At 64.0% G+C, this 20,334-nt stretch carries 19 protein-coding genes; 12 read left to right on the forward strand and 7 right to left on the reverse strand.

Going from position 1 to position 20,334, the window contains the following annotated elements; all coding sequences use genetic code 11:
- The first annotated feature begins 297 nt into the window (after nucleotides 1-297).
- From Q0627_RS18765 to Q0627_RS18795, 7 genes are all read left to right on the forward strand, one after another.
- The gene (locus Q0627_RS18765) at nucleotides 298-1,188 is read left to right on the forward strand and encodes a hypothetical protein (protein WP_298811906.1); all 891 of its coding nucleotides are present in this window, start codon (nucleotides 298-300) and stop codon (nucleotides 1,186-1,188) included.
- 210 nt (nucleotides 1,189-1,398) lie between these two features.
- The gene (locus Q0627_RS18770; protein WP_291016181.1) at nucleotides 1,399-2,991 is read left to right on the forward strand and encodes an ATP-binding protein; all 1,593 of its coding nucleotides are present in this window, start codon (nucleotides 1,399-1,401) and stop codon (nucleotides 2,989-2,991) included.
- 2 nt (nucleotides 2,992-2,993) lie between these two features.
- Nucleotides 2,994-3,902, forward strand: coding sequence for a PD-(D/E)XK motif protein (locus Q0627_RS18775; protein ID WP_367180775.1), 909 nt, complete (start codon nucleotides 2,994-2,996; stop codon nucleotides 3,900-3,902).
- A 50-nt stretch (nucleotides 3,903-3,952) separates the two neighbouring features.
- Nucleotides 3,953-6,847, forward strand: coding sequence for a Z1 domain-containing protein (locus tag Q0627_RS18780; RefSeq protein WP_298811908.1), 2,895 nt, complete (start codon nucleotides 3,953-3,955; stop codon nucleotides 6,845-6,847).
- A 166-nt stretch (nucleotides 6,848-7,013) separates the two neighbouring features.
- Nucleotides 7,014-8,000, forward strand: a complete 987-nt coding sequence (locus Q0627_RS18785) for an Rpn family recombination-promoting nuclease/putative transposase (RefSeq protein ID WP_291016179.1) — start codon at nucleotides 7,014-7,016, stop codon at nucleotides 7,998-8,000.
- A 143-nt stretch (nucleotides 8,001-8,143) separates the two neighbouring features.
- Complete coding sequence (gene rpmB, locus Q0627_RS18790) at nucleotides 8,144-8,332, forward strand: 50S ribosomal protein L28 (protein WP_291016178.1); 189 nt, start codon at nucleotides 8,144-8,146, stop codon at nucleotides 8,330-8,332.
- Between the two features lie 149 nt (nucleotides 8,333-8,481).
- The gene (locus Q0627_RS18795; protein ID WP_291016177.1) at nucleotides 8,482-9,279 is read left to right on the forward strand and encodes an enoyl-CoA hydratase/isomerase family protein; all 798 of its coding nucleotides are present in this window, start codon (nucleotides 8,482-8,484) and stop codon (nucleotides 9,277-9,279) included.
- On the opposite strand, the gene Q0627_RS18800 is transcribed toward Q0627_RS18795, so the two are convergent.
- From Q0627_RS18800 to Q0627_RS18810, 3 genes are read right to left on the reverse strand one after another with little or no spacing between them, the layout of a single operon-like run.
- Nucleotides 9,276-9,956 (reverse strand): uracil-DNA glycosylase, encoded by a 681-nt coding sequence (locus tag Q0627_RS18800; protein ID WP_291016176.1) that lies wholly within the window; start codon nucleotides 9,954-9,956, stop codon nucleotides 9,276-9,278. The genes Q0627_RS18795 and Q0627_RS18800 overlap by 4 nt on opposite strands.
- Nucleotides 9,953-10,474 (reverse strand): gamma carbonic anhydrase family protein, encoded by a 522-nt coding sequence (locus Q0627_RS18805; protein WP_291016175.1) that lies wholly within the window; start codon nucleotides 10,472-10,474, stop codon nucleotides 9,953-9,955. The genes Q0627_RS18800 and Q0627_RS18805 overlap by 4 nt, the downstream gene beginning before the upstream one ends.
- A 49-nt stretch (nucleotides 10,475-10,523) precedes the next feature.
- Nucleotides 10,524-11,555 (reverse strand): thiamine-phosphate kinase, encoded by a 1,032-nt coding sequence (locus Q0627_RS18810; protein WP_291016174.1) that lies wholly within the window; start codon nucleotides 11,553-11,555, stop codon nucleotides 10,524-10,526.
- Between the two features lie 197 nt (nucleotides 11,556-11,752).
- Here Q0627_RS18810 and Q0627_RS18815 point away from each other — a divergent pair, with 197 nt between their 5' ends.
- Both Q0627_RS18815 and Q0627_RS18820 read left to right on the forward strand, forming a co-directional pair.
- Nucleotides 11,753-11,989: an Lrp/AsnC ligand binding domain-containing protein gene (locus Q0627_RS18815; protein WP_291016173.1), complete on the forward strand. Its 237-nt coding sequence runs from the start codon at nucleotides 11,753-11,755 to the stop codon at nucleotides 11,987-11,989.
- Nucleotides 11,990-12,033: 44 nt separating this feature from the next.
- Nucleotides 12,034-12,642 carry a DUF3515 domain-containing protein gene (locus Q0627_RS18820; RefSeq protein ID WP_291016172.1) on the forward strand — a complete coding sequence of 203 codons (609 nt, stop codon included), beginning with the start codon at nucleotides 12,034-12,036 and terminating at the stop codon, nucleotides 12,640-12,642.
- 21 nt (nucleotides 12,643-12,663) lie between these two features.
- Here the strand turns inward: Q0627_RS18820 and Q0627_RS18825 are convergent, their stop codons facing one another.
- Nucleotides 12,664-13,680 carry an NAD(P)H-dependent glycerol-3-phosphate dehydrogenase gene (locus Q0627_RS18825; protein ID WP_291016171.1) on the reverse strand — a complete coding sequence of 339 codons (1,017 nt, stop codon included), beginning with the start codon at nucleotides 13,678-13,680 and terminating at the stop codon, nucleotides 12,664-12,666.
- Nucleotides 13,681-13,817: 137 nt separating this feature from the next.
- On the opposite strand from Q0627_RS18825, the gene cofC reads away from it, so the two are divergent.
- Genes cofC through Q0627_RS18840 form a run of 3 tightly spaced genes read left to right on the forward strand, consistent with a single transcriptional unit; the run spans nucleotide 13,818 to nucleotide 17,827 of the window.
- Nucleotides 13,818-14,624, forward strand: a complete 807-nt coding sequence (cofC, locus tag Q0627_RS18830; protein WP_291016170.1) for a 2-phospho-L-lactate guanylyltransferase — start codon at nucleotides 13,818-13,820, stop codon at nucleotides 14,622-14,624.
- Nucleotides 14,621-16,855, forward strand: a complete 2,235-nt coding sequence (locus Q0627_RS18835; RefSeq protein WP_291016169.1) for an RNA degradosome polyphosphate kinase — start codon at nucleotides 14,621-14,623, stop codon at nucleotides 16,853-16,855. The genes cofC and Q0627_RS18835 overlap by 4 nt, the downstream gene beginning before the upstream one ends.
- A 6-nt stretch (nucleotides 16,856-16,861) precedes the next feature.
- Entirely contained in the window at nucleotides 16,862-17,827 is a 966-nt protein-coding gene (locus Q0627_RS18840) for an NUDIX domain-containing protein (RefSeq protein WP_291016168.1), read from the forward strand.
- Between the two features lie 65 nt (nucleotides 17,828-17,892).
- Here Q0627_RS18840 and Q0627_RS18845 read toward each other — a convergent pair whose 3' ends face one another.
- The 3 genes from Q0627_RS18845 to Q0627_RS18855 form a co-directional block, all read right to left on the reverse strand.
- Entirely contained in the window at nucleotides 17,893-18,507 is a 615-nt protein-coding gene (locus Q0627_RS18845) for an HU family DNA-binding protein (protein WP_291016167.1), read from the reverse strand.
- A 203-nt stretch (nucleotides 18,508-18,710) separates the two neighbouring features.
- A complete protein-coding gene (gene leuD / locus Q0627_RS18850; protein WP_291016166.1) occupies nucleotides 18,711-19,304 on the reverse strand; it encodes a 3-isopropylmalate dehydratase small subunit in 594 nt (197 codons plus the stop codon).
- Between the two features lie 44 nt (nucleotides 19,305-19,348).
- The coding region (locus tag Q0627_RS18855; RefSeq protein WP_298811912.1) for a 3-isopropylmalate dehydratase large subunit at nucleotides 19,349-20,334 on the reverse strand (986 nt) is incomplete at its 5' end.

The following is a 20,334-nucleotide window of genomic DNA, read 5'->3' on the forward strand; positions in this document are numbered from 1 at the left end:
ATTCACGACTTCCGTTGCACCGCATTCCTATTCGGATACAATGTCCAGGTCGCCACTCGCTGCCTCGACGACGGACTCACCTTCCAGGTGGTCGTGAATCGGGGGAGTCGCAGCGGCGAGGACGAGGGCGACTACTGTATCGCGATGGCCGACTATTTCGACGGTTCCTGGGTCATTGTCCGTCAGGGAACCGGCCATTTGCCAAATGTCCCCGAGGGGCGGGAGGTAGCGGTCCGGCCGGCACCGATCACGTCCCTCCTGAGCCAAATAGGTACCGGTGTCAACGAGTGGAACTTCGTGACCTCAACCGATCCCGAGCGCGATGCGCAGGTCCGGGCCGAGCACAACGCCCTGTACGCCAACAGCACCTACGACACGATGGTGACCACAGAAGTGGACTACCTGGTGCACGCGTCGCAGAGCGACGACTTCTGGAACCTGTGGGATGCATCCGTCCTTGCCGGCTTCGCCTCGACCATCACCAACCGTGTCGTCGGAACCCAGCATCAATGCACGCTGAAGGCCAACCGCGTCGACGAGGACGGCGATGAAACGGGTGAAGCGATCATCGTCACGTCGATCTACTGCGATGGTGAATGGACGGTCTATCCGTCGCTGACCGGGATCGTCGAAGGAGATTCGCCCGTACGGCCCGCGGGAACGGAGGAACTGGTCGAATACATGGCGGAACGGGTGAATGACTGGGATTTCGCCGACGACGTTATCGAGGACGAGATCATCGAACTGACCGACGACCGGCGGAAAACGATGCGGCGCGCGTTGGCACAGACCGCCAACCTCCCGGTGACCGACCTTCGGGACCTCATCCTCTCGTTGCCGGTGCGCCAGGCGGTCACGGACGATCACCAGGGCCTCGACTACCGCAGCGTCTGGTATTCGTCGCAGCGCGAACACATCGCCGGGTGGCTGGATGAGTACGACGGCCGCGGGGCCTACAACCGCAAGAACCCCTCGACCAGCTCCAAAGCCTTCTACGGCCGGTTCAAATGCGCCCCAGGACTGTTGTGGCTCGCCGAGGCACTCGGTGAAGACCAGGACACCTGCCGCCGGGCGATCGCAGCTGCAGACGAGGCGGGACCGAATCCGGCATCCGAATGTGGCGCATTCCGCAAGGTCGTCCCCTGGTCGCGCATCATCGAACTCCTCGACGCCCGGCTGGCCAAATAGGCTGAACTTCCCTGCAACGCGGTCGATTCACTTCGTACAATCGAACATTCTGGTAAGCACATGTGAATCAGGCCAAGCGGACAGAGAAAGGCATCGTCGTGCACACGCGCTCCGGACACGAAGACACCGCGGCGCTGCATCGCTCCTCTGCCTCGCGACGGCGTGCTGGCAGCACAGGATCGTCAACTACATACCCATCGGAGCCCGTCTTTGTCTGAATCGAACGATGTCGCCCGGCGCATCACCTTGGCACCCGATCCACGCCTCGTGCGTAGTCTCGGCGCGAACCACACCCTCGAGTCGGCGATCGCGGACCTCGTCGACAACAGCATCGACGCCGGGGCGAGCACAGTATGGGTGAGGCTCCTGACCAACGACGGCCGGCTCGTGCAGGTGGAAGTCCACGACAACGGTTCGGGAATGGACGAGCGCACCATCGACGACGCGATGACGATCGGCCACCAACGCGAGTACAACGCCGCAGACCTCGGTCACTTCGGGATGGGTCTGAAACAGGCCGCCTTCGGCAACTGCGATGTGCTCACTGTGTGGTCGGCGAACTCGACCCTGCCGCCCGTTGGCCGCCGGATCAAACGCGTCGACTACTCGACAGACTTCGGCTGCGAAGTACTGACCGAGGCCTCCGCTGCCCTCCACACGCAAGAACGCAAAACGCTCACCGGCACTAGAGTCGGCACGAGCGTGGTGTGGACCCAGATGCGTAGCTCCTACCACGGCCGCAGTGACAAGGAGGCTATCGCCTGGCTGGCGACAGTCGGTCGGAAGCTGCGGACGCATCTCGGCGTGACGTTCCACCGCCTGCTCGAACGCAAGAGGCTGGCGATCTTTGTCCATGTCGATGAACTCGGCGCCGGACAGACCATCCGCGGTACACCGGTCAAGCCGCTCGACCCGTTCGGATACACGCGTACCGGTGATCCGAGATACCCGAAGAAGCTCCTTGCGACGCTCGACGACCGCACGAACCTGACGCTCACCTGCCACATCTGGCCGGCGAAGTCCACCTTGCCCAGCTACACGCTGGGCGGCAAACACGGCCGCGAGTTCCAGGGCTTCTACATCTACCGCAACGATCGCCTGCTCCAGATCGGAGGCTGGGGCCAGACTGCGACCTACAGTCCCGGCCGCCAACTCGCCCGCGTGATGCTGGAGGACGACGGTACGATCGGCCGGTTCCTGACGATGAATCCGGAGAAGAACTCGCTCCGTTTCGAGCACCGCTTCCAGGATGTGCTGGGACAGGCGCTGGCCTCGGACGGTACGACCTTCACCGACTATCTCAAAGACGCAGAGGACGCGTTCACTACTGCCACCAAACGCGATCGGAGCCGCAAGCCGGTCATCAAGCCCGACAAGGGACTACCCGCGGAAGTCCGCAAGCAGGTGGCTGATGAGCTGTCGTTCATCGATGGACAGTCCATCGACTTGAAGTGGCGTTCCATGCCCGAGGGCGAACTGTTCGACATCGATCGGTCCAAGAGCAGTATCTGGCTCAACTCCCGGTACCGGCATCTGTTTGTCGGCGATCGTGGCAGCCAGAATGATGCGCCGGTCCTCAAGACGCTGCTGTACCTACTCACCCATCACGTGTTCCAGGGGCAGAACTTCGGTCCCCGGAGCAAGGATGACATCAACCTGTGGAAGAACATCCTCGGCGTAGCAGTAACAGCCGAACAGAAGCTATACGAGAAGAGAGAAGAAACGTGGAAACCGGCCGCAACGACGCCCGCGAGCTCAATAATTCAACGCTTCAACAGTACTGGGATTCGGGGTCCCCGATAGCGTTGGCTCTGGCAGGAAATCCTTTCTGCCAGGTCGAACTTGATCGTTCGCACGGGGTAGTTACTCTGGTGACCGAGCCCCAGACTCCCGAACCAGACGTTACGAGGTTCAAGAACGTGTCGTTCGTTGGCGACTCGCTCCGAGTACCTGGTAGCGCGGAACTCATCGTGCAGGTCAAGGACAATCTGCATGGGGTGTTTGCGCTCGTCCTCACAATCGCAGACGAATTGCAGAAGCACCGTGTACCGCTAGCAGCTGCGGTCGCGACTGGCATCAGCACGCACCTCAACGTGTTCGCCAACCGGACCGCCATGAGCGCCGAGAAGCAGGTAGGCCTGTTCGGTGAGCTCCTACTCCTCGAACATCTGATTGGGCAGATCGGCGCAGGTCCGGCAGTCTCGTCCTGGCAGGGATCCAAGCCGCGCGAACACGACTTCGTGTTCGAAGCACTGCACCTCGAGGTGAAGACCACGACCGGGGAGCGACGCAAGCACATGATCCACGGATTGACACAACTCGTCCCGGTACCCGGTGCCGGACTAGCGGTCATATCGGTTCAACTGACGCAAAGCACACTCGAAGCAGGCACAACGCTGCCGGAACTCGTCAACCGCATACGTTCCCTCACGGGTGGCCACATAGTCGATCTGAACCGACTGCTGGAGTCAGCGACCTGGTACGACGACGATGCCGACCTCTACCCCACACCTTGGGAGTTGCGCTCAGTTCCACGCGCCTATCGGGTAACCGATGACTTCCCCGCGATCACCGCGGCGTCACTCGATCAGGTTCCGAATATCGGCCTGATCTCGGATATCTCATACCGGATCGACCTCACTGACCGCACCCCCGACGAACTGTCGGAACCCATCGCCGGATTCATCGCGACCAAGGGAGCCCCAAACTCATGACCGACCAACGACCAGTCTGGGCAGATGCTCTCGCCCGTACACTCGGCATGATGAAGGATCAAGAGCCGGTCCCTACCATGACCACTTTGGTTCAGGCACTGGCTCCTGGATCAGTTGTGACCAATGTAGACTTGGTCAGATTCGTTGCTCACTCAAACCAAAATGATCCGGCACGCAGTCAATTTCATCGAGCGCTCGCAAGATGGGATGCACATGAAAACATAAACGACGCTAGCGGAAACCGCACCGCCCCGAACACAATGGAACGCCGATCAGCAGTCTACACTGCGCTAGGATTCTCAGATGAGATTTCAGATACTCTCACCGGACTCTTTCCGGTAGCACGCAAGCTGAACACAATTATCCCCACGCCATTCCCGCCATGGTATCCGTCGAATAGGCCGTCAGTGTACTGGGAGAACTATGCTAAATATCTACACGACGTCCGGGGATGGTCACCGCCGTCGGTAACGACACTGGATGAAAGTTCTACCGAAGTCATCGAGAGGCTCAGCGACCCTACTCGTCTAGATCGGAAGCGCACGAAGGGCCTTGTCGTCGGATACGTACAAAGCGGAAAAACTGCGAACTTCACCGGGGTGGTAGCGAAGGCAATCGATGAGGGATACCGACTGATCATCGTTCTTACGGGAACAATCGAGATGCTCCGCGCGCAAACTCAGCGAAGAATCGACATGGAACTCGTAGGAGTCGAGGGGATCCTCGCTGGCCGGGATCCGGACGACCCCTATATCGCTAGATATCTTGACTACCAACAAGATCCAGACTGGCCAGACAAGTTCGTCCGACATGGGAGCGACCTGGACCCTGCAGGAATCGCACGGATAAGGCGACTCACGAGCCAAGCCAATGATTTCAGATCCAACCCAGCAGGCGTGCAGCTGCTGAACTTCAGGCGAACCAACGAGCAACAACCATTCAACCATCATGATAATCTATCTCACAACGATGCGCACATTGCGATCATCAAGAAGAATTCTTCGCCACTGACCCATCTAGTGAATGAACTCAGACGATTGGGAGAAGCAACGCGAGCAGATCTTCCTGTTCTGATCATCGATGACGAGTCCGACGAAGCCGGTATCAATGTCCGGAAACCCAGACCGAAATCAACGTCAGAAGATGAATCAGACGAGGCCTCACCCACAAGGATAAATGGCCTGATTCGGGAAATCATCCGACTATGTCCACGCGCACAGTACGTAGGATATACGGCGACTCCATACGCTAACGTTTTCATCGACTTGAATGATGAAAGCGAGCTCTACCCGTCAGACTTCGTCATAGCACTGGACCCACCACCAGACTACATGGGCGTCCAACAGTTTCACGATGTGGGTCGAGACTGGGACGACGAAGTGCCAACAGTCGCGAACTCCAACGAACTAGCATACATCCGGCCAACCCACGGCGATGCTGACAACGATCCCGACCGACGCTCAGCAGAACTCATGGATGCCCTCGACGCATGGGTTCTCACCGGGGCAATCAAGAAGTACCGCGAGGCCAATTCGTCGCTCCGGTTCCGACACCACACCATGCTTATACATGAGTCGGTGAGCACAGCGATCCACGAGGAGACGGCTCGTGAGATCGAGAACCTTTGGGAAACAGCTCAGTTCAACAGCTCGACCGGCCATCGTCGGCTACGCCGCCTCTTCGAGGAGGACTTCCTTCCAGTCATGCGGGCACGTGCCACTGACGCGCCAATCCCGCCCGATTTCGACACCCTGCGGCAGTTCATAGGCGAAGCACACGCTGAGATGGAAGCCGACGGTGACCCGGTTCGAATTATCAACTCTGACACCGCGATTGAAAGTTGGCGAAGGAAGATTGACTTTCAAACCCAGGATGTTTGGCGGATACTCGTCGGCGGCGCAAAACTCAGTCGTGGGTATACCGTAGAAGGCCTCACGATCACGCACTTCTCAAGGAGAATCAATCTTGGATCCACTCTCATGCAGGCTGGGCGATGGTTCGGATTCCGTCCCGGCTACCAGGATCTTGTCCGACTCTATATATTGCGAACGCCTGGCGCCGACATGTATGAAGCCTTCGAAGGGCTACTTCTCGATGAGGAGTCCTTTCGAGATCAGCTCAAGGAATATGCGGGTTTCGACAACAATGGCCAACCGCGCCTGACCCCGAGCGAGGTTCCACTGCTTGTCAGCCAACACCTCCCATGGTTGAGACCGGTTGCACGAAACAAGATGTGGCGCGCGGTAGTCACCAATCAGGCACCATCTGGATTACACGAGTTTTACGGACTACCTGAGCGAGGTGCTCCTGCTAATGCCAAGAACTTTCGGGAGGTAGTGATTCCCCTATTGGAGCGCGCCACAGCCAACATCACCCTCCCCTTCGAGTTCAAGGGAAACCCAGGACAGGTACTGGCCGCCCGAGCAGGACTGATCGACGCACGCGAAGCCTTGACGCTTCTCGACCGTCACGAGTGGCATCCGGACTTCGCCAGGTCAGTGAAAGCCGTCCGTCAGTTCCTCAATGAGGCAACCGAATCCGGGAAGGCTACCGACTGGGCAGTGGTTCTGCCGAGTACAACCGGCCGAAAGTTCCCGATCCCCGAACTCGGTGGCGAAGTTCCGATCGTCAAACGTAAGCGTCGATCCGGTCAGTACGGATTCGTCGGCTCAGACCCCCGACACCGCGAAGCCGTCGCCCAGATCGCTCGTGGAGAGTCGGTGCCGGGTCTCGGTGCTTCATCGACACGCGGCGTTATCTTCATCTACATCACACCCGACCGAGATCCCGACACCGGGCCGATCAATCGGAGCGAGCTCGTCGGGTTGATCGCCGTCGCGGCACCGACGTCGTCGATTCCCAACGGCTCAGTGATCAAGTGGACCGTCCCACGTTTCAACCAGAGCAACGACGACGCATCCGATTTCAACAACAGAAGACAGTAGCCTAGCCAGGACCCTCACGGACACAGACCTCATATCGGACCCAACACATCTAAGTGGAAGATCGGTGTCAGTATTTGGCACCAATCTTCCACTTAGAGTGGGTGATTGACTGACAGCACTGACAGCTTCGTGCGTGATGTCCGAGCCGGTCAGTACGGTGTGCGCCATGACTGGTGGTGGGGATGGGTTGTCGGGTGGGCAGCCGCATGATGCGTTGTTTCGGTCGGTGTTCGGCGATCCCGAGCATGCGGGGTCGGAGTTGCGGTCTGTGGTGCCGCCCGAGTTGATCGGGCATCTGGACCTGGATCGACTGGTGCGTCAGGACGGAACGTTCATCGACGACGCGTTGCGGCACCGACACACTGATGTTCTGTTCGCGACGACGGTGCGTGGTCGTGACGCGTATCTGTATGTGCTGCTTGAGCATCAGAGCACTCCCGACCCGCTGATGGCATTCCGCATGGCCGGGTATCAGCATCGGATCTGGGAACGCCATCTGGACATGTACCCTCCGGAAGCGGGCCATCGGCCATTGCCCTTGATCATTCCGATCGTGATCTATCAGGGGCGTCGGCGCTGGACGGCGCCCACCGACCTGGCGGGTCTGCTCGACGTCGATCCCGAGTTGTCGGTGGCAGCCGGTGACCTGATCCCGAGGGTCTTCTACCTGCTCGATGATCTGACCGTGATCGACGAGCACGAGATGCGGGCGCGGCCGCTCAGTACCGCGGCCCGGCTGACGTTCGTGTCGTTCGAGAATGCCCCCGGCGACCGGGATGCGACGCGCTGGATGGGCGAGTGGGCCGATGACCTTGCAGCTTTGGACCAGCGGTGGCTGGTGCCGATTTTCACGTATATTTTGAGAGTCAGCGTCACACCGGTGGACAGGCTTGTCGATTTTGCTACCACACTGGGACCCGACGTGAAGGAGGCCGCGATGACGACAGCAGAACAATTGATCGCCGAGGGCGAGTCGCGGGGCGCCGCACGGGGCGAAGCGCGAGTGCTGATCAACATGCTCACACTCAAGTTCGGTGAACTCGACGACGATACGAAGAACCTCGTGCGCGGTGCCACCGCAGACCAGATCGACCTGTGGAGTGCGAGGTTTGTCGCAGGCGCTGCCGACATCGACGCAGTGTTCGACCGGTGACGGCCACGTCCGTCGCCCGATTTTGATCCGGGGTGGCGGTCCGGCTACTCTTGCAGGGTTGCCTTGCGACGTCCGCGGCCGATCGGCTGCCGGTGCGTCCGAGGCAGGAACACCGACCAACCATCTATCAAGGGAGTTCGATCATGGCTGCCGTCTGCGATCTCTGCGGCAAGGGCCCGGGCTTCGGCAAGTCCGTCTCGCACTCACACCGTCGTACCAACCGCCGGTGGAATCCGAACATCCAGTCCGTTCGCGTCGAGGTCGCCCCGGGCAACCGCAAGCGCAAGAACGTCTGCACGTCCTGCCTGAAGGCCGGCAAGACCAGCGTCTAGCCCGACGTCACGAAGCATCGACGGTCGCCCCGCACGAGCGGGCGGGCCGTCGATGTTTGCGTTGGCGGGTGTCCACGGTCGGCCACCGACCGAGCATTCGCTCGTGCCCGATAGCCGGACTCTCGTCCGTCGGGGATAGTGTTCTCGGCATGACCGCAAACACAGATTCCCCGTCAGAGGGCCTTGTCACACAGGACGGTCACGTCCTGATCGTTCCCGTCTCCGACCCGGCGGCCGGCACCGCGATGGCCCGCAACACCATCCTCGCCGCCGCAGCAGCCCTGCAGGCCGTCGGCCGCGGCCAGCGCGACGCGCGGGTGCTCCTGCTCGTCGGACATGGTGCCAACTTCTGTGCCGGCGGCAACGTCCGCGCCTTCGCGACAGCCGATGACCGGCCGGCCTACCTGCGGGGCCTCGCCGACGACGCACACTCCTTCGTCCGCGCCATCTACGAGGCCGACATCCCCGTGGTCGTCGCCGCCAAGAAGTGGGCCGCAGGAATCGGGATGAGTTTTGTACTGCACGGCGACATCGTCATCGGCGGACCGTCCACCAAACTCCAGCCTGCGTACGGCGGCATCGGCCTGTCCCCCGACGGCGGAATGAGCTGGGCACTGCCCCGCACCATCGGCGCCGCCCGCGCCCGCAACGTCATCCTCACCAACCGGGTCATCACCGCCGACGAAGCGCTCGACTGGGGCATCGTGTCCGAGATAGTCGACGACGACCAGGTCGACGTCGTCGCCCTCGAACGTGCCCACGCACTGGCAGCCGGGCCGGTCAACGCGATCCGGGCAGCCCGCACACTTCTCAGCGCCTCTGCCGGAAACTCTCTGGACGACCACCTGATCGCCGAAGCGCGATCAATCTCCGAACTCAGCGGGCAGCCCGAAGGTATCGAAGGTGTCGACGCGTTCGTGGGTAAGCGGAAGCCGAACTGGGGTTAGGGCAGACGCCAGTCGACCGGGTCGGCGCCCAGGTCCTCGAGCGCCTCGTTGGCCTTGCTGAAGGGCCGGGAGCCGAAGAACCCGCGGCTGGCCGACAGTGGTGACGGATGTGCCGATTTGATCACCGGCACCTCCGGCAGCCATTCCTCCAGGCTTGCCGCATCACGTCCCCACAGGATCGCGACCAGCGGCTCGGCCTCCCGCGCGACCAGGGCTTTGATGGCGCATTCGGTGACCTGCTCCCAGCCCTTCTTGCGGTGTGAGCCCGGCTCTCCGGGCTGCACCGTGAGCACCCTGTTCAGGAGTAGGACACCGTTGCTCGCCCACGGCGTCAGGTCACCGTTGGCCGGCATCGGATATCCGAGGTCCTGACAGTATTCGGTGTAGATGTTCGACAGCGACCTCGGAATCGGTGAAACCTCCGGTGCCACAGAGAAACTGAGCCCCACCGCATGCCCCGGTGTGGGATAGGGATCCTGCCCGACGATCAGCACGCGCACGTCGTCGAACGGATAGGTGAAGGCGCGCAACACATTCGCGCCCGCAGGCAGATACTTACGTCCTGCCGCGACCTCGTCCCGCAGGAACTGACCCATCTGCGTGACCATGGGCTCGACAGGTGCCAGCGCCTGTGCCCACCCCGGATCGATCAGTTCCGCAAGCGGTTTCGGGCTCAATCGAGCCTCCTCAATTCGCTGCGGTAGTACTGGGCGTTCTCGTAGTACATGTCGGCGTTCAGTTCCAGGTGACCCTCGGGAACCTCGTATCCCTGCCGGATCTTCGCCGGTACGCCGAGCGCCATCTCTCGGGGTCCGACGGTGAACCCGAACGGGATCACCGCGCCCGCCCCGACAATCGCGCCGTCACCGATCACCGAGCCGTTCAGCACGATCGACCCCGAGGCGATGAGGACGTCGTTACCGATCGTCGCACCCTCGATATGGGCGTTATGGCCGACGACGCAACCCTCCCCCAGCACGGTCGCATCGATCATCGTGCAGTGGATGATTGTGCCGTCCTGGATGTTGCTGCGCGCGCCGATGGAGATGGTGCCGTAGTCGCCGCGCAGCACCGCTCCCGGCCACACCGACACCCCGTCGCCGAGCGTCACCGAACCGATCACGGTCGCGTCGGGGTGCACGTACGCATCCTTACCCAAAACCGGTTCACGGTCACCGAGTGCATAGATCGCCATGCCCCGATCTAACCACCGACACAGCCTGGACCGCGCCAGAAGACACGCCCTATGTGCCCGGTCCGAACGATTGCCAGCCCCGTACCGCCCCCACTGGGGCGTCGTCGACCAGGACGCCGCGCCCGTCCGGTCCGGTGGGGCGCGGACGCACCTCACCGACGACCGTCCAGCCGCCCGGGACCTGGCCCGGCAGTTCGAACGCGGCCAGCAGCTGGTGATCCTCGCCGCCGGTCAGCACCCAGTCGGTCTCGTCGAGACCGAGTTCGGCGGCGGCCACGGCGAGCGCGGCGGGCCTCGGCACGGCCGACGTGTCGACGGCCACCTGCACCCCGGATCGGTCGGCCACGGTGATCAGTTCCTCGATGAGTCCGTCGGAGATGTCGGTCATCGCCCGCGCTCCGGCCCGGGCCGCGACCACACCCTGTGCGAGGTCGGGATGTGGGACCCGGAAGGCGGAAACGAACTCGGCGAACCTCTCTCGTAGTTCGGGGCGACCGGACAACAGCACGGCCAGTCCCGCAGCCGAGGCCCCCAGCGGACCGCTGACGGCGAGTGTGTCGCCGGGCCTGGCACCACCGATGAGAACCGGACGCAACCCGTCCATGGCGCCCAGCGCGGTCACGGTGATCACGATCTGCCGCGCGGCCACCAGGTCGCCACCGAGAACAGCCGCACCCAGATCCCGGGCAGCCGCGGCAATGCCCTGGTTGATCTCGGTGACCACCTCGACAGCCGTCGACGGCGGCACCGCGATCGACACGACGACGCCTATGACGCGGGCACCCATGGCAGCGACATCGGCAGCCGACTGCACCACCGAGCGCGCACCGATCTGTCGGGGCGAGGACAGGTCGAGCCGGAAATGCCGACCCTCGACAATCGTGTCCGTGCTGATCGCGGTCTCGCCCGTGGCCGCGAAGACCGCGGCGTCGTCACCGGTGCCCACGACAGTGATGTCCCCCGCGTCCGGCGGCTGCTCGACGGCCCCGATCAGTTCGGCCAGCACGGCTCGTTCGCCCACGTCACCGACGGTCCGGCCCGCTGTCACGGAAGTGATCGGACCGGGTATGGAAGGCTCCACTGGTTCTCCTCGCCGGTCTGCTTGAGTCGCGCACGTCCGCGTTGTCGGTGACAATATGGCGACAGTGTAGGGGTCGGCACGGCACGTGCCGGCGTTCTGCCTGGGCGGCAGTGCTGCCGGTGCCGGGTGGTCACCACGGTGCCGTCGGTCGGACACAGCGCCGGTACCCACGTACCGGCAGGAGACGGAGGACGCGAGTGGTCCAGGCATACATTCTGATCCAGACCGAGGTGGGGCGGGCCGCGCTGGCTGCCGCGTCGATCGCCGAGATCAGCGGAGTGTCCTCGTCCGAGGAGGTCAGCGGCCCGTACGACGTGATCGTCCGCGTCGAGACCACCGACGCGGCCCGGCTCACCGACGACATCGTGCCGCAGATCCAGAAGGTCGACGGCATCACCCGGACACTGACCTGCCCGGTCGTCGGCACCCGCTGACCACCCACCTCGGAGTCACACAAGCAGCGACGCGTTTAGCCTTGATGGTTGTGAACGACCGAGGAGCCGAGCGGCCCGACGACAGCCCACGCGCCGACGGCGGCGAAGCATCCCAGAACCGGCCCGGCCGGCCTGCCACAACGCAGCCACGGCAGGAGCCGCGCCGACTGAGCCCGGCACTGATCGCCACCCTGGTCGCGATACCGATAATGGTGCTGACGTTCTTCATCGTGGTGGCCGCGCTCAAACCGGACAGCCCGTCGAACCCGGTGCAATCCCTTGCCGCGCCCGACGCGGATTCGGCCGAATGCGCGAAACTGGTTGCGGCCCTTCCGGAACGCTTCGACGGATTCTCGGGAAAGAAGGTCGGCGACGGTGTGGTCCGCTATCCGAGCGTCGATGGCGACATCGTGGTCCGCTGCGGCGTGGAACGGCCCGGCGACCTCGCCCCCACCAGCAGCCTTCAGGTGGTCAATCCGGTGCAGTGGTTCATGACCGACACCCGCGAAGGGTCGGGACAGGCATACGTGGCCGTCGACCGACGCCCCTACGTCGCGCTGTGGCTGCCGATCACCGCCGGCAACGGACCTATCTCCGATCTCTCCGCGGCCATCAGCAAGACATTCCCGGTCGCCCCGCTCGACTTCGGCTGAGCATGGCCGATCGCCGGGCGATCAGGTGGTGGGGTGGCCGTAGGTTTCCGGCTTGCGGCTGCGGCCGAGGAGCGAACTGACGGCCTCGCGGGTCGACATACCCTCGTGGCACACCGCGGCCACCGCGTCGGTCAGCGGCATCTCCACACTGTGCTTGCGAGCGAGCGCACGCACCGAAACACACGATTTGACCCCTTCGGCTACCTGACCGTTGGTCGCCGCCTGCGCCTGCTCCATCGTCGCGCCCTCGCCCAGTTTGGCGCCGAACGTACGGTTGCGCGACAGCGGCGACGAGCAGGTGGCGACGAGGTCACCGACCCCGGCCAGACCGGCGAACGTCTCGGGATGCGCACCCAGCGCATGCCCGAGTCGGATGGTTTCGGCCAAGCCCCGGGTGATGATGGTGGCGAGCGTGTTCATCCCGAAGCCCATACCCCCGGCCATGCCGCAGGCCAGCGCGATCACGTTCTTGACGGCGCCACCGATTTCGCAGCCCACCACGTCGGTATTGGTGTACGGCCGGAAGTAGGCGGTGGAGAACGCCGCCTGCAATTGTTTGGCGCGGTCCTCGTCGGGACAGGCGATCACGGTCGCGGCGGGCTGCTGCTCGGCCACCTCACGCGCCAGATTGGGGCCGCTCAGGACTGCGATCTGATCGGTGGGGAACCCACTGACCTCGGCGATAACCTCGGTCATCCGCATCAGTGTGCTGGTCTCGACTCCCTTGGCCAGTGACACCAGCGACGCGGTCGGCAGCAGGTGCTCGCGCCATTCGGCGAGGTTGGCGCGCAACGATTGTGACGGCACCGCGCACACAACGATCTCCGCACCGTCCAGCGCCTGCGGCACCGATGATGTCGCGGCCAGCGCCTCGGGTAGTGCGATGCCCTGTAGGTAGTCGGGGTTGGTGTGCGAGGCGTTGATCGCATCGGCGAGCGCCGGCCGGCGCGCCCACATCGTGGTGTCGACACCGGCGTCGACCAGAACTTTCGCGGTCGCCGTCCCCCACGACCCCGATCCCATCACAACCGCACGCACACGATGTCCTCTCGCCGGTCCACACATCCGGGGTGCCTGTCTTCTAAGGCCCAGCCCCTGCTACCGGACACAGTAGCCGCAGGGCGGCCGGCGATGCACCGTCGCAGACCGTCGTACTGTCAGCCATGATGGAGGCCATGACCATGCCAGCCAACCGGCCGGATCATCTACCCGACCCGGCCCACGCCCGGTCGATCAGCACCCAGTCGATCGAATTTGTGGCGATCCTGGCCGTGAAGTCCTTGGCCGACGCCAAGTCCCGGCTGACGGGCTGGGACGACGACCACCGCCGCAACCTGGTGATCGCGATGCTCGCCGACACCATCGCGGCCATCCACGCCGCGGGCTGCGCACGGGTACTGGTGATCTCGCCCGACCCGGTGGTGCTCGCGGAGGCCGCGGCATGCGGTGCGAGCGGACTGCTCGAACCGACCGGTCCGGGGCGCCCCGGCACCCCGGCCGACGGACTGAACCAGGCCATGGCCGACGCGATGGCCGCTGCTCGCCGGCGCCGGCCCGGTGTCCGCCGCCTGGTACTTGTCCAGGCCGACCTGCCGGCCGCGACCGGCGACCAGATCCGCGCCGCCCTGACCGCCGCATCATCGCATCGTCAGGCGTTCGTCGCCGACCGTCGCGGTACCGGCACCGCGCTGCTCGTGCGCGACGCGGACCTGACCACACAGACCCGCTTCGGCGCAGATTCCGCTGCGCTGCACCGCCTCGACGGCCTCGCCGAACTCGACCCCGGACATAGCCTCTGGGCGGGACTGCGCAACGACGTCGACACGATCGAGGACCTGACCGCCGCCATCGGACTCGGGGTGGGTGAGCGGACCGCTCAGGCGGTCGGCAGCAGGTCGGCGGGTGCGCGAATCACCGGTACGACGCAAAGTTCACCCACCGCGTGCCGCCGCGACCACCGATGCGTCATGATTGACGGGTGAGCCCTGCCGACGACACCGCAGCCCCCGACAGCGTCAACACAATCACCTCCGTACCACCCGCCGACGGGCCGGAGGTCGCGATCCCGGGGGCCCCGCCGGCGGCGACGCTCAGTCCCGACGAACTCACCGATCTCCCCGACGATCGCTACCTCAACCGTGAATTGAGTTGGCTGGACTTCAACTCCAGAGTCCTCGCGCTCGCTGAGGACACCTCGCAGCCGCTGCTGGAGCGGGCCAAGTTCCTGGCGATCTTCGCGTCCAATCTCGACGAATTCTTCATGGTGCGGGTCGCCGGCCTCAAACGCCGCGACGAGACGGGCCTGTCGGTGCGCTCGGCGGACGGTCTGTCCCCACGCGAACAGCTGCAGCGGATCGCCGGACGCACTCAGACGATCGCCGACCGGCATGCCCGCGTCTTCCTCGACATGGTGCAACCGGAGTTGGCGCAGAACAACATTCACGTCGTCGGCTGGAACGATCTGTCGGCGCGGCAGCGTGATCGGCTCGTCGAGTACTTCAACGACGAGGTGTTCCCGGTCCTCACGCCGCTGGCCGTCGACCCGGCGCACCCCTTTCCCTACATCAGCAGCCTCAGCCTGAATCTTGCTGTCACGGTCCGCGATTCACCCGAGGGCGCCGAACACTTCGCTCGTGTCAAGGTTCCGGACAACGTCAAGCGGTTCGTCCGTGTCGACGACCTCATCTCGGAACCCGTTGCCGAGGACGCCGGCCCCCAGCCCGCTGTCTTCCTGCCGACCGAACGATTGATCGCGGCCAACCTCGAGCATCTGTTCCCCGGCATGGAGATCGCCGATTGCCACGCGTTCCGGATCACCCGCAACGCCGATTTCGAGGTCGACGAGGACCGCGACGAAGACCTGCTACAGGCGCTCGAACGGGAATTGGCACGCAGGCGGTTCGGCTCACCGGTGCGGCTCGAAGTGGCCGACGACATGAGCGAGCACATGCTCGAGCTGCTGCTGCGTGAACTCGACGTCAATCCGGCCGACGTGATCCAGGTGCCCGGTCTGCTCGACCTGTCGGCACTGTTCGAGATCTACGGTCTGGACAAGCCTCAGTTGAAGGACCGACCGTTCGTTCCCGCCACCCATCCCGCGTTCGGCGAACGCGAGACACCGCGGAGCATCTTCGCCACCCTCAGCGAGGGCGACGTCCTGGTCCACCACCCGTACGACTCGTTCTCCACCAGCGTCCAGCGGTTCATCGAGCAGGCCGCGGCCGACCCGCAGGTGCTGGCCATCAAGCAGACCCTCTACCGCACGTCGGGCGCGTCGGGCGATTCGCCGATCGTCAACGCGCTCATCGACGCCGCCGAGGCCGGCAAACAGGTTGTGGCACTGGTGGAGTTGAAGGCCCGCTTCGATGAGCAGGCGAACATCCGGTGGGCCCGTAAGCTCGAACAGGCGGGCGTGCACGTCGTGTACGGCCTCGTCGGACTCAAAACCCACTGCAAGACATGCCTTGTGGTGCGGCGCGAAGGCTCGGCGATCAAACGCTACTGCCACATCGGTACCGGAAACTACAATCCGAAGACCGCGCGCCTGTACGAGGACATGGGCTTGTTCACCGCCGCACCGGACGTGGGCGCCGACCTGACGGACCTGTTCAACACGCTGACCGGGTATTCGCGCAAGACCGAGTACCGCAACCTGCTCGTGGCCCCCAACGGGATCCGGTCGGGCATCGTCGACCGCATCAATATCGAGATCGAGCGTCGCCGGGCCGGCGACGAACGGGCCCGAGTCCAGTTGAAGGCCAATGCTCTGGTCGACGAGCAGATCATCGATGCGCTCTACCGGGCGTCGCAGGCCGGGGTCCCTGTCGAGGTGATGGTCCGCGGCATCTGTGCGCTGCGACCCGGGATGCCCGGAATCAGCGAGAACATCGCCGTCCGATCGATTCTCGGTCAGTTCCTGGAGCATTCGCGCATTCTGTATTTCGGTGCGCAGGACGAGTTCTGGATCGGATCTGCCGACATGATGCACCGCAATCTCGACCGCCGCATCGAGGCGATGGTACATGTGCGCGACGCGCATTCGGTGGCCACGATCCGGGACATGTTCGAGTCGGCCTTCGACCCGCGAACCCGCTGCTGGGAACTGCATTCGGACGGCAGCTGGGTGGCCTCACCCGCCGCCGGCGAGGAGGTTCTCGATCACCAGTTGCAGATGATCAAGCGTCATCGGCGTCGGCCCGAGCGTTCCGCCTGATCCGCCATGTCCAAGAACACCAAGACGGTATGGGCCGCCGGGGGCGTGCTGTGGCGCAAGGGTTCCGGGGATTCGCCGGTGGAGGTGGGCGTGGTCCACAGACCGCGCTACGACGATTGGTCACTGCCCAAGGGCAAACTCGACGACGACGAGACACTCGCGGGCGCCGCCGTCCGTGAGATCGCCGAGGAGACCGGTCACGTTGTCCGGCTGGGACGTTGGTTGCGAGACATCGACTACCGGCTGCCACGGGGTGGCGAGAAGCGGGTCCGTTTCTGGTCGGCGTGCGCGTTGTCGGGATCGTTCGAACCCAACAGCGAGGTCGATCGCGTGGAGTGGTTCCCGGTCACCGCCGCGCGCGAACGGCTCAGCTACCGGCTCGATCAGGAGGTGCTCGACGAATTCGCCCGGCTCCCCGCCGATCTGCACACGCTGCTTCTGGTGCGCCATGCGCGGGCGGGCACTCGATCTGAGTTCACGGGCGATGACCGGATCCGCCCTCTCGACTCGACCGGCCGTAAGCAGGCGGAGGCGATGGCGCCGCTGCTGACGGCATTCGGGGCCCAGGTGCTGCACGCCGCGGATCGGCTGCGCTGTGAACAGACGCTCGCGCCGCTTGCCGGGCGTCTCGGAGCCGGCATCGAGAGCGAGCCGACGTTGTCGGAGGAAAGCTACCGCGCGGACCCCGACGCCGCGTTGGCCCGTATCACCGAGATCGCCGCCGACCGCACCCAGATCCATGCGGTATGCAGTCAGGGCAAGGTGGTTCCGCCGCTGCTCACCGAGTGGTCGCGGCGCAGCGGCATCGGTCTTCCGGAATCGGGCAATCGCAAAGGCAGCGTGTGGGTGCTGACTCTCGACGGCCGGAATCTGGTGTCGGCCGACTACTTTGACAGCCCATTGGCCGAAGTCGACCGCAGTCCCACCGGGTTTGCCTCAAGCGCTGCGGCTCCCGACGCCGTGATCACATGATCCTGCCCCGGCGGGGGAAGTCCGTCGGGGCAGGAGTGGGCTGACGTATTCAGACCGGGATGTGATCAGCGACTGGTGCGACGGGTGGTCTTGGCCGGCGCCTTCTTTGCGGCTGTCTTCTTGGCTGCCGCGGTAGTGGTCTTCTTCGCCGCGGTGGTCTTCTTCGCCGCGGTGGTGGTGGTCTTCTTGGCTGCCGCGGCCGTGGTCTTCTTCGCCGCGGTGGTGGTGGTCTTCCGCGCTGTCGTCGCGGTGGTCTTCTTCGCCGCGGTAGTGGTCTTCTTGGCTGCCGCGGCAGTGGTCCGCTTCGCCGCTGTGGTTGTCTTCTTCGCGGCGGCCTTCTTGGCGGCCGCGGTGCTGGTCGCACTGCCGCGCTTAACGGCCGGGCCGGTGGCCGAGAGCTTCTGCTTACCGGCGACCACGGCCTTGAACTGGGCACCCGGACGGAACGCCGGCACCGAGGTGGCGCGGACCTTCACGGTCTCACCGGTCCTCGGGTTGCGTGCCACACGCGGTGCGCGCTTACGCTTCTCGAAAACACCGAAGCCGGTGATGGTGACGCTCTCGCCGCGATGAACTGCCCGCACGATCGTGTCGACGACCAATTCGACTGCCTCGGTGGCGGTCTTACGATCCGCGTCGAGCTTCTTGGTCAGCTCGTCAATGAGCTCTGCCTTGTTCATGGGGATACCTCCGCAAGCCGTTGTGAACCATCGGAATATGGTCAGCTAAACACACACGGTAAACGTCGGAACCGAAAACGTCCATCTTCCACGAGAATTAGTGGGATGTTTTCCGAAACCTCAAGGCGCACGCGGTATGCCGGAGGCCGAATTCGAAACCCTCAGGTATGGCGTTCGGAACGCCCATACCCGAGGGTTGCCGATCATTGTCGAAGTGTCGTCGGCTTCCACGAAGGACGCGACTTCTCGTACGCGGAAATCGCTTCTACCTGGCGCAATGTCAGGCCGATATCGTCCAGACCCTCCATCAGGCGCCAGCGGGTGTAGTCGTCAATCGTCAACGGCACCACGAGGTCTCCGGCGGTCACCGTCCGATCCTCAAGGCTGACGGTCAGTTCCAGACCGGGCTCTTGCTCCAGCCGCTTCCACAGCAGTTCGACGTCGGGCTGTTCGACCTGTGCGGCAACCAGACCCGCCTTGCCGGCGTTGCCGCGGAAGATGTCGGCGAATCGGGAGGAGATCACCACCCGAAAGCCGAAGTCGGACAAGGCCCACACCGCGTGCTCGCGGGACGAACCGGTACCGAAGTCGGGACCGGCGACGAGAACCGAACCGTGGCTCCACGGTTCGTTGTTCAGGATGAAATCAGGGTCGGCACGCCAGCCGGCGAACAGACCGTCCTCGAAACCGGTCCGGGTGACCCGCTTGAGGTAGACGGCGGGGATGATCTGGTCGGTGTCGACGTTGCTGCGGCGCAGCGGCACACCGACGCCGGTGTGGGTGAGAAAGGGTTGCATGTCGGAGCTTTCGGTCGTCTAACGAGTGTTCGGAATCGGCGGTGTCAGGCCAGATCAGCGGGCGCGGCGAGCGTGCCACGCACAGCAGTGGCCGCGGCCACGAGCGGGGACACCAGGTGTGTCCGGCCGCCCTTGCCCTGTCGCCCTTCGAAGTTGCGGTTGGAGGTCGACGCGCAGCGCTCCCCCGGCGCGAGTTGGTCGGGGTTCATGCCCAGGCACATCGAGCATCCCGCCTGGCGCCATTCGGCGCCCGCGGCGGTGAAGATCTCGCCCAGACCTTCCTCTTCGGCCTGCGCCCGCACCCGCATCGAACCCGGCACGATCAGCATTCGCATACCGTCGGCGACGCGGCGCCCCTTGAGGATTCCGGCGACCGCGCGCAGGTCCTCGATGCGGCCGTTGGTGCAGGAGCCGACGAAGACCGTGTCGATCTTGACGTTCCGCAACGGGGTTCCCGGTTCCAGGCCCATGTAGTCCAGCGCCTTCGCCGCGGCCTGTGACTCCGTCTCGTCCGGGATGAGCGCGGGATCGGGAACCCGATCCCCAAGCGGCGCACCCTGACCCGGGTTGGTGCCCCAGGTGACGAACGGCGTCAGCGCGGAGGCGTCGATGTGTACCTCGGCGTCGAACTGCGCGTCCGGATCGGTGCGCAGCGAATCCCAGTACGCCACAGCGGCATCCCAGTCCTCGCCCTTGGGAGCATGATCGCGGCCTTTGAGGTAGTCGTAGGTGATCTCGTCGGGGGCGATCATCCCGGCGCGCGCACCGGCCTCGATCGACATGTTGCAGATGGTCATTCGCGCTTCCATCGACAACTTCTCAATGGCCTTGCCGCGATACTCCAGCACATATCCCTGGCCACCGCCGGTGCCGATCTTGGCGATGACGGCCAGGATCAGATCCTTGCTGGTGACACCGGGCCCGAGTTCGCCGTCGACGTTGATGGCCATCGTGCGGAACGGCTTGAGCGACAACGTCTGCGTCGCCATCACGTGTTCGACCTCGGAGGTGCCGATGCCCATCGCGATGG

This window comes from uncultured Gordonia sp., assembly GCF_937858515.1.
Lineage (GTDB): Bacteria > Actinomycetota > Actinomycetes > Mycobacteriales > Mycobacteriaceae > Gordonia.

Coding starts and splice junctions, on each gene's coding strand:
- Q0627_RS18840 (WP_291016168.1), top strand. CDS start 16,862: ATGTCCAAGAACACCAAGACGGTATGGGCCGCCGGGGGCGTGCTGTGG.
- Q0627_RS18805 (WP_291016175.1), bottom strand. CDS start 10,474: ATGGCGATCTATGCACTCGGTGACCGTGAACCGGTTTTGGGTAAGGAT.
- Q0627_RS18780 (WP_298811908.1), top strand. CDS start 3,953: ATGAAGGATCAAGAGCCGGTCCCTACCATGACCACTTTGGTTCAGGCA.
- Q0627_RS18795 (WP_291016177.1), top strand. CDS start 8,482: ATGACCGCAAACACAGATTCCCCGTCAGAGGGCCTTGTCACACAGGAC.
- Q0627_RS18785 (WP_291016179.1), top strand. CDS start 7,014: ATGACTGGTGGTGGGGATGGGTTGTCGGGTGGGCAGCCGCATGATGCG.
- Q0627_RS18820 (WP_291016172.1), top strand. CDS start 12,034: ATGGTTGTGAACGACCGAGGAGCCGAGCGGCCCGACGACAGCCCACGC.
- leuD (WP_291016166.1), bottom strand. CDS start 19,304: ATGCAACCCTTTCTCACCCACACCGGCGTCGGTGTGCCGCTGCGCCGC.
- rpmB (WP_291016178.1), top strand. CDS start 8,144: ATGGCTGCCGTCTGCGATCTCTGCGGCAAGGGCCCGGGCTTCGGCAAG.
- Q0627_RS18845 (WP_291016167.1), bottom strand. CDS start 18,507: ATGAACAAGGCAGAGCTCATTGACGAGCTGACCAAGAAGCTCGACGCG.
- cofC (WP_291016170.1), top strand. CDS start 13,818: ATGACCATGCCAGCCAACCGGCCGGATCATCTACCCGACCCGGCCCAC.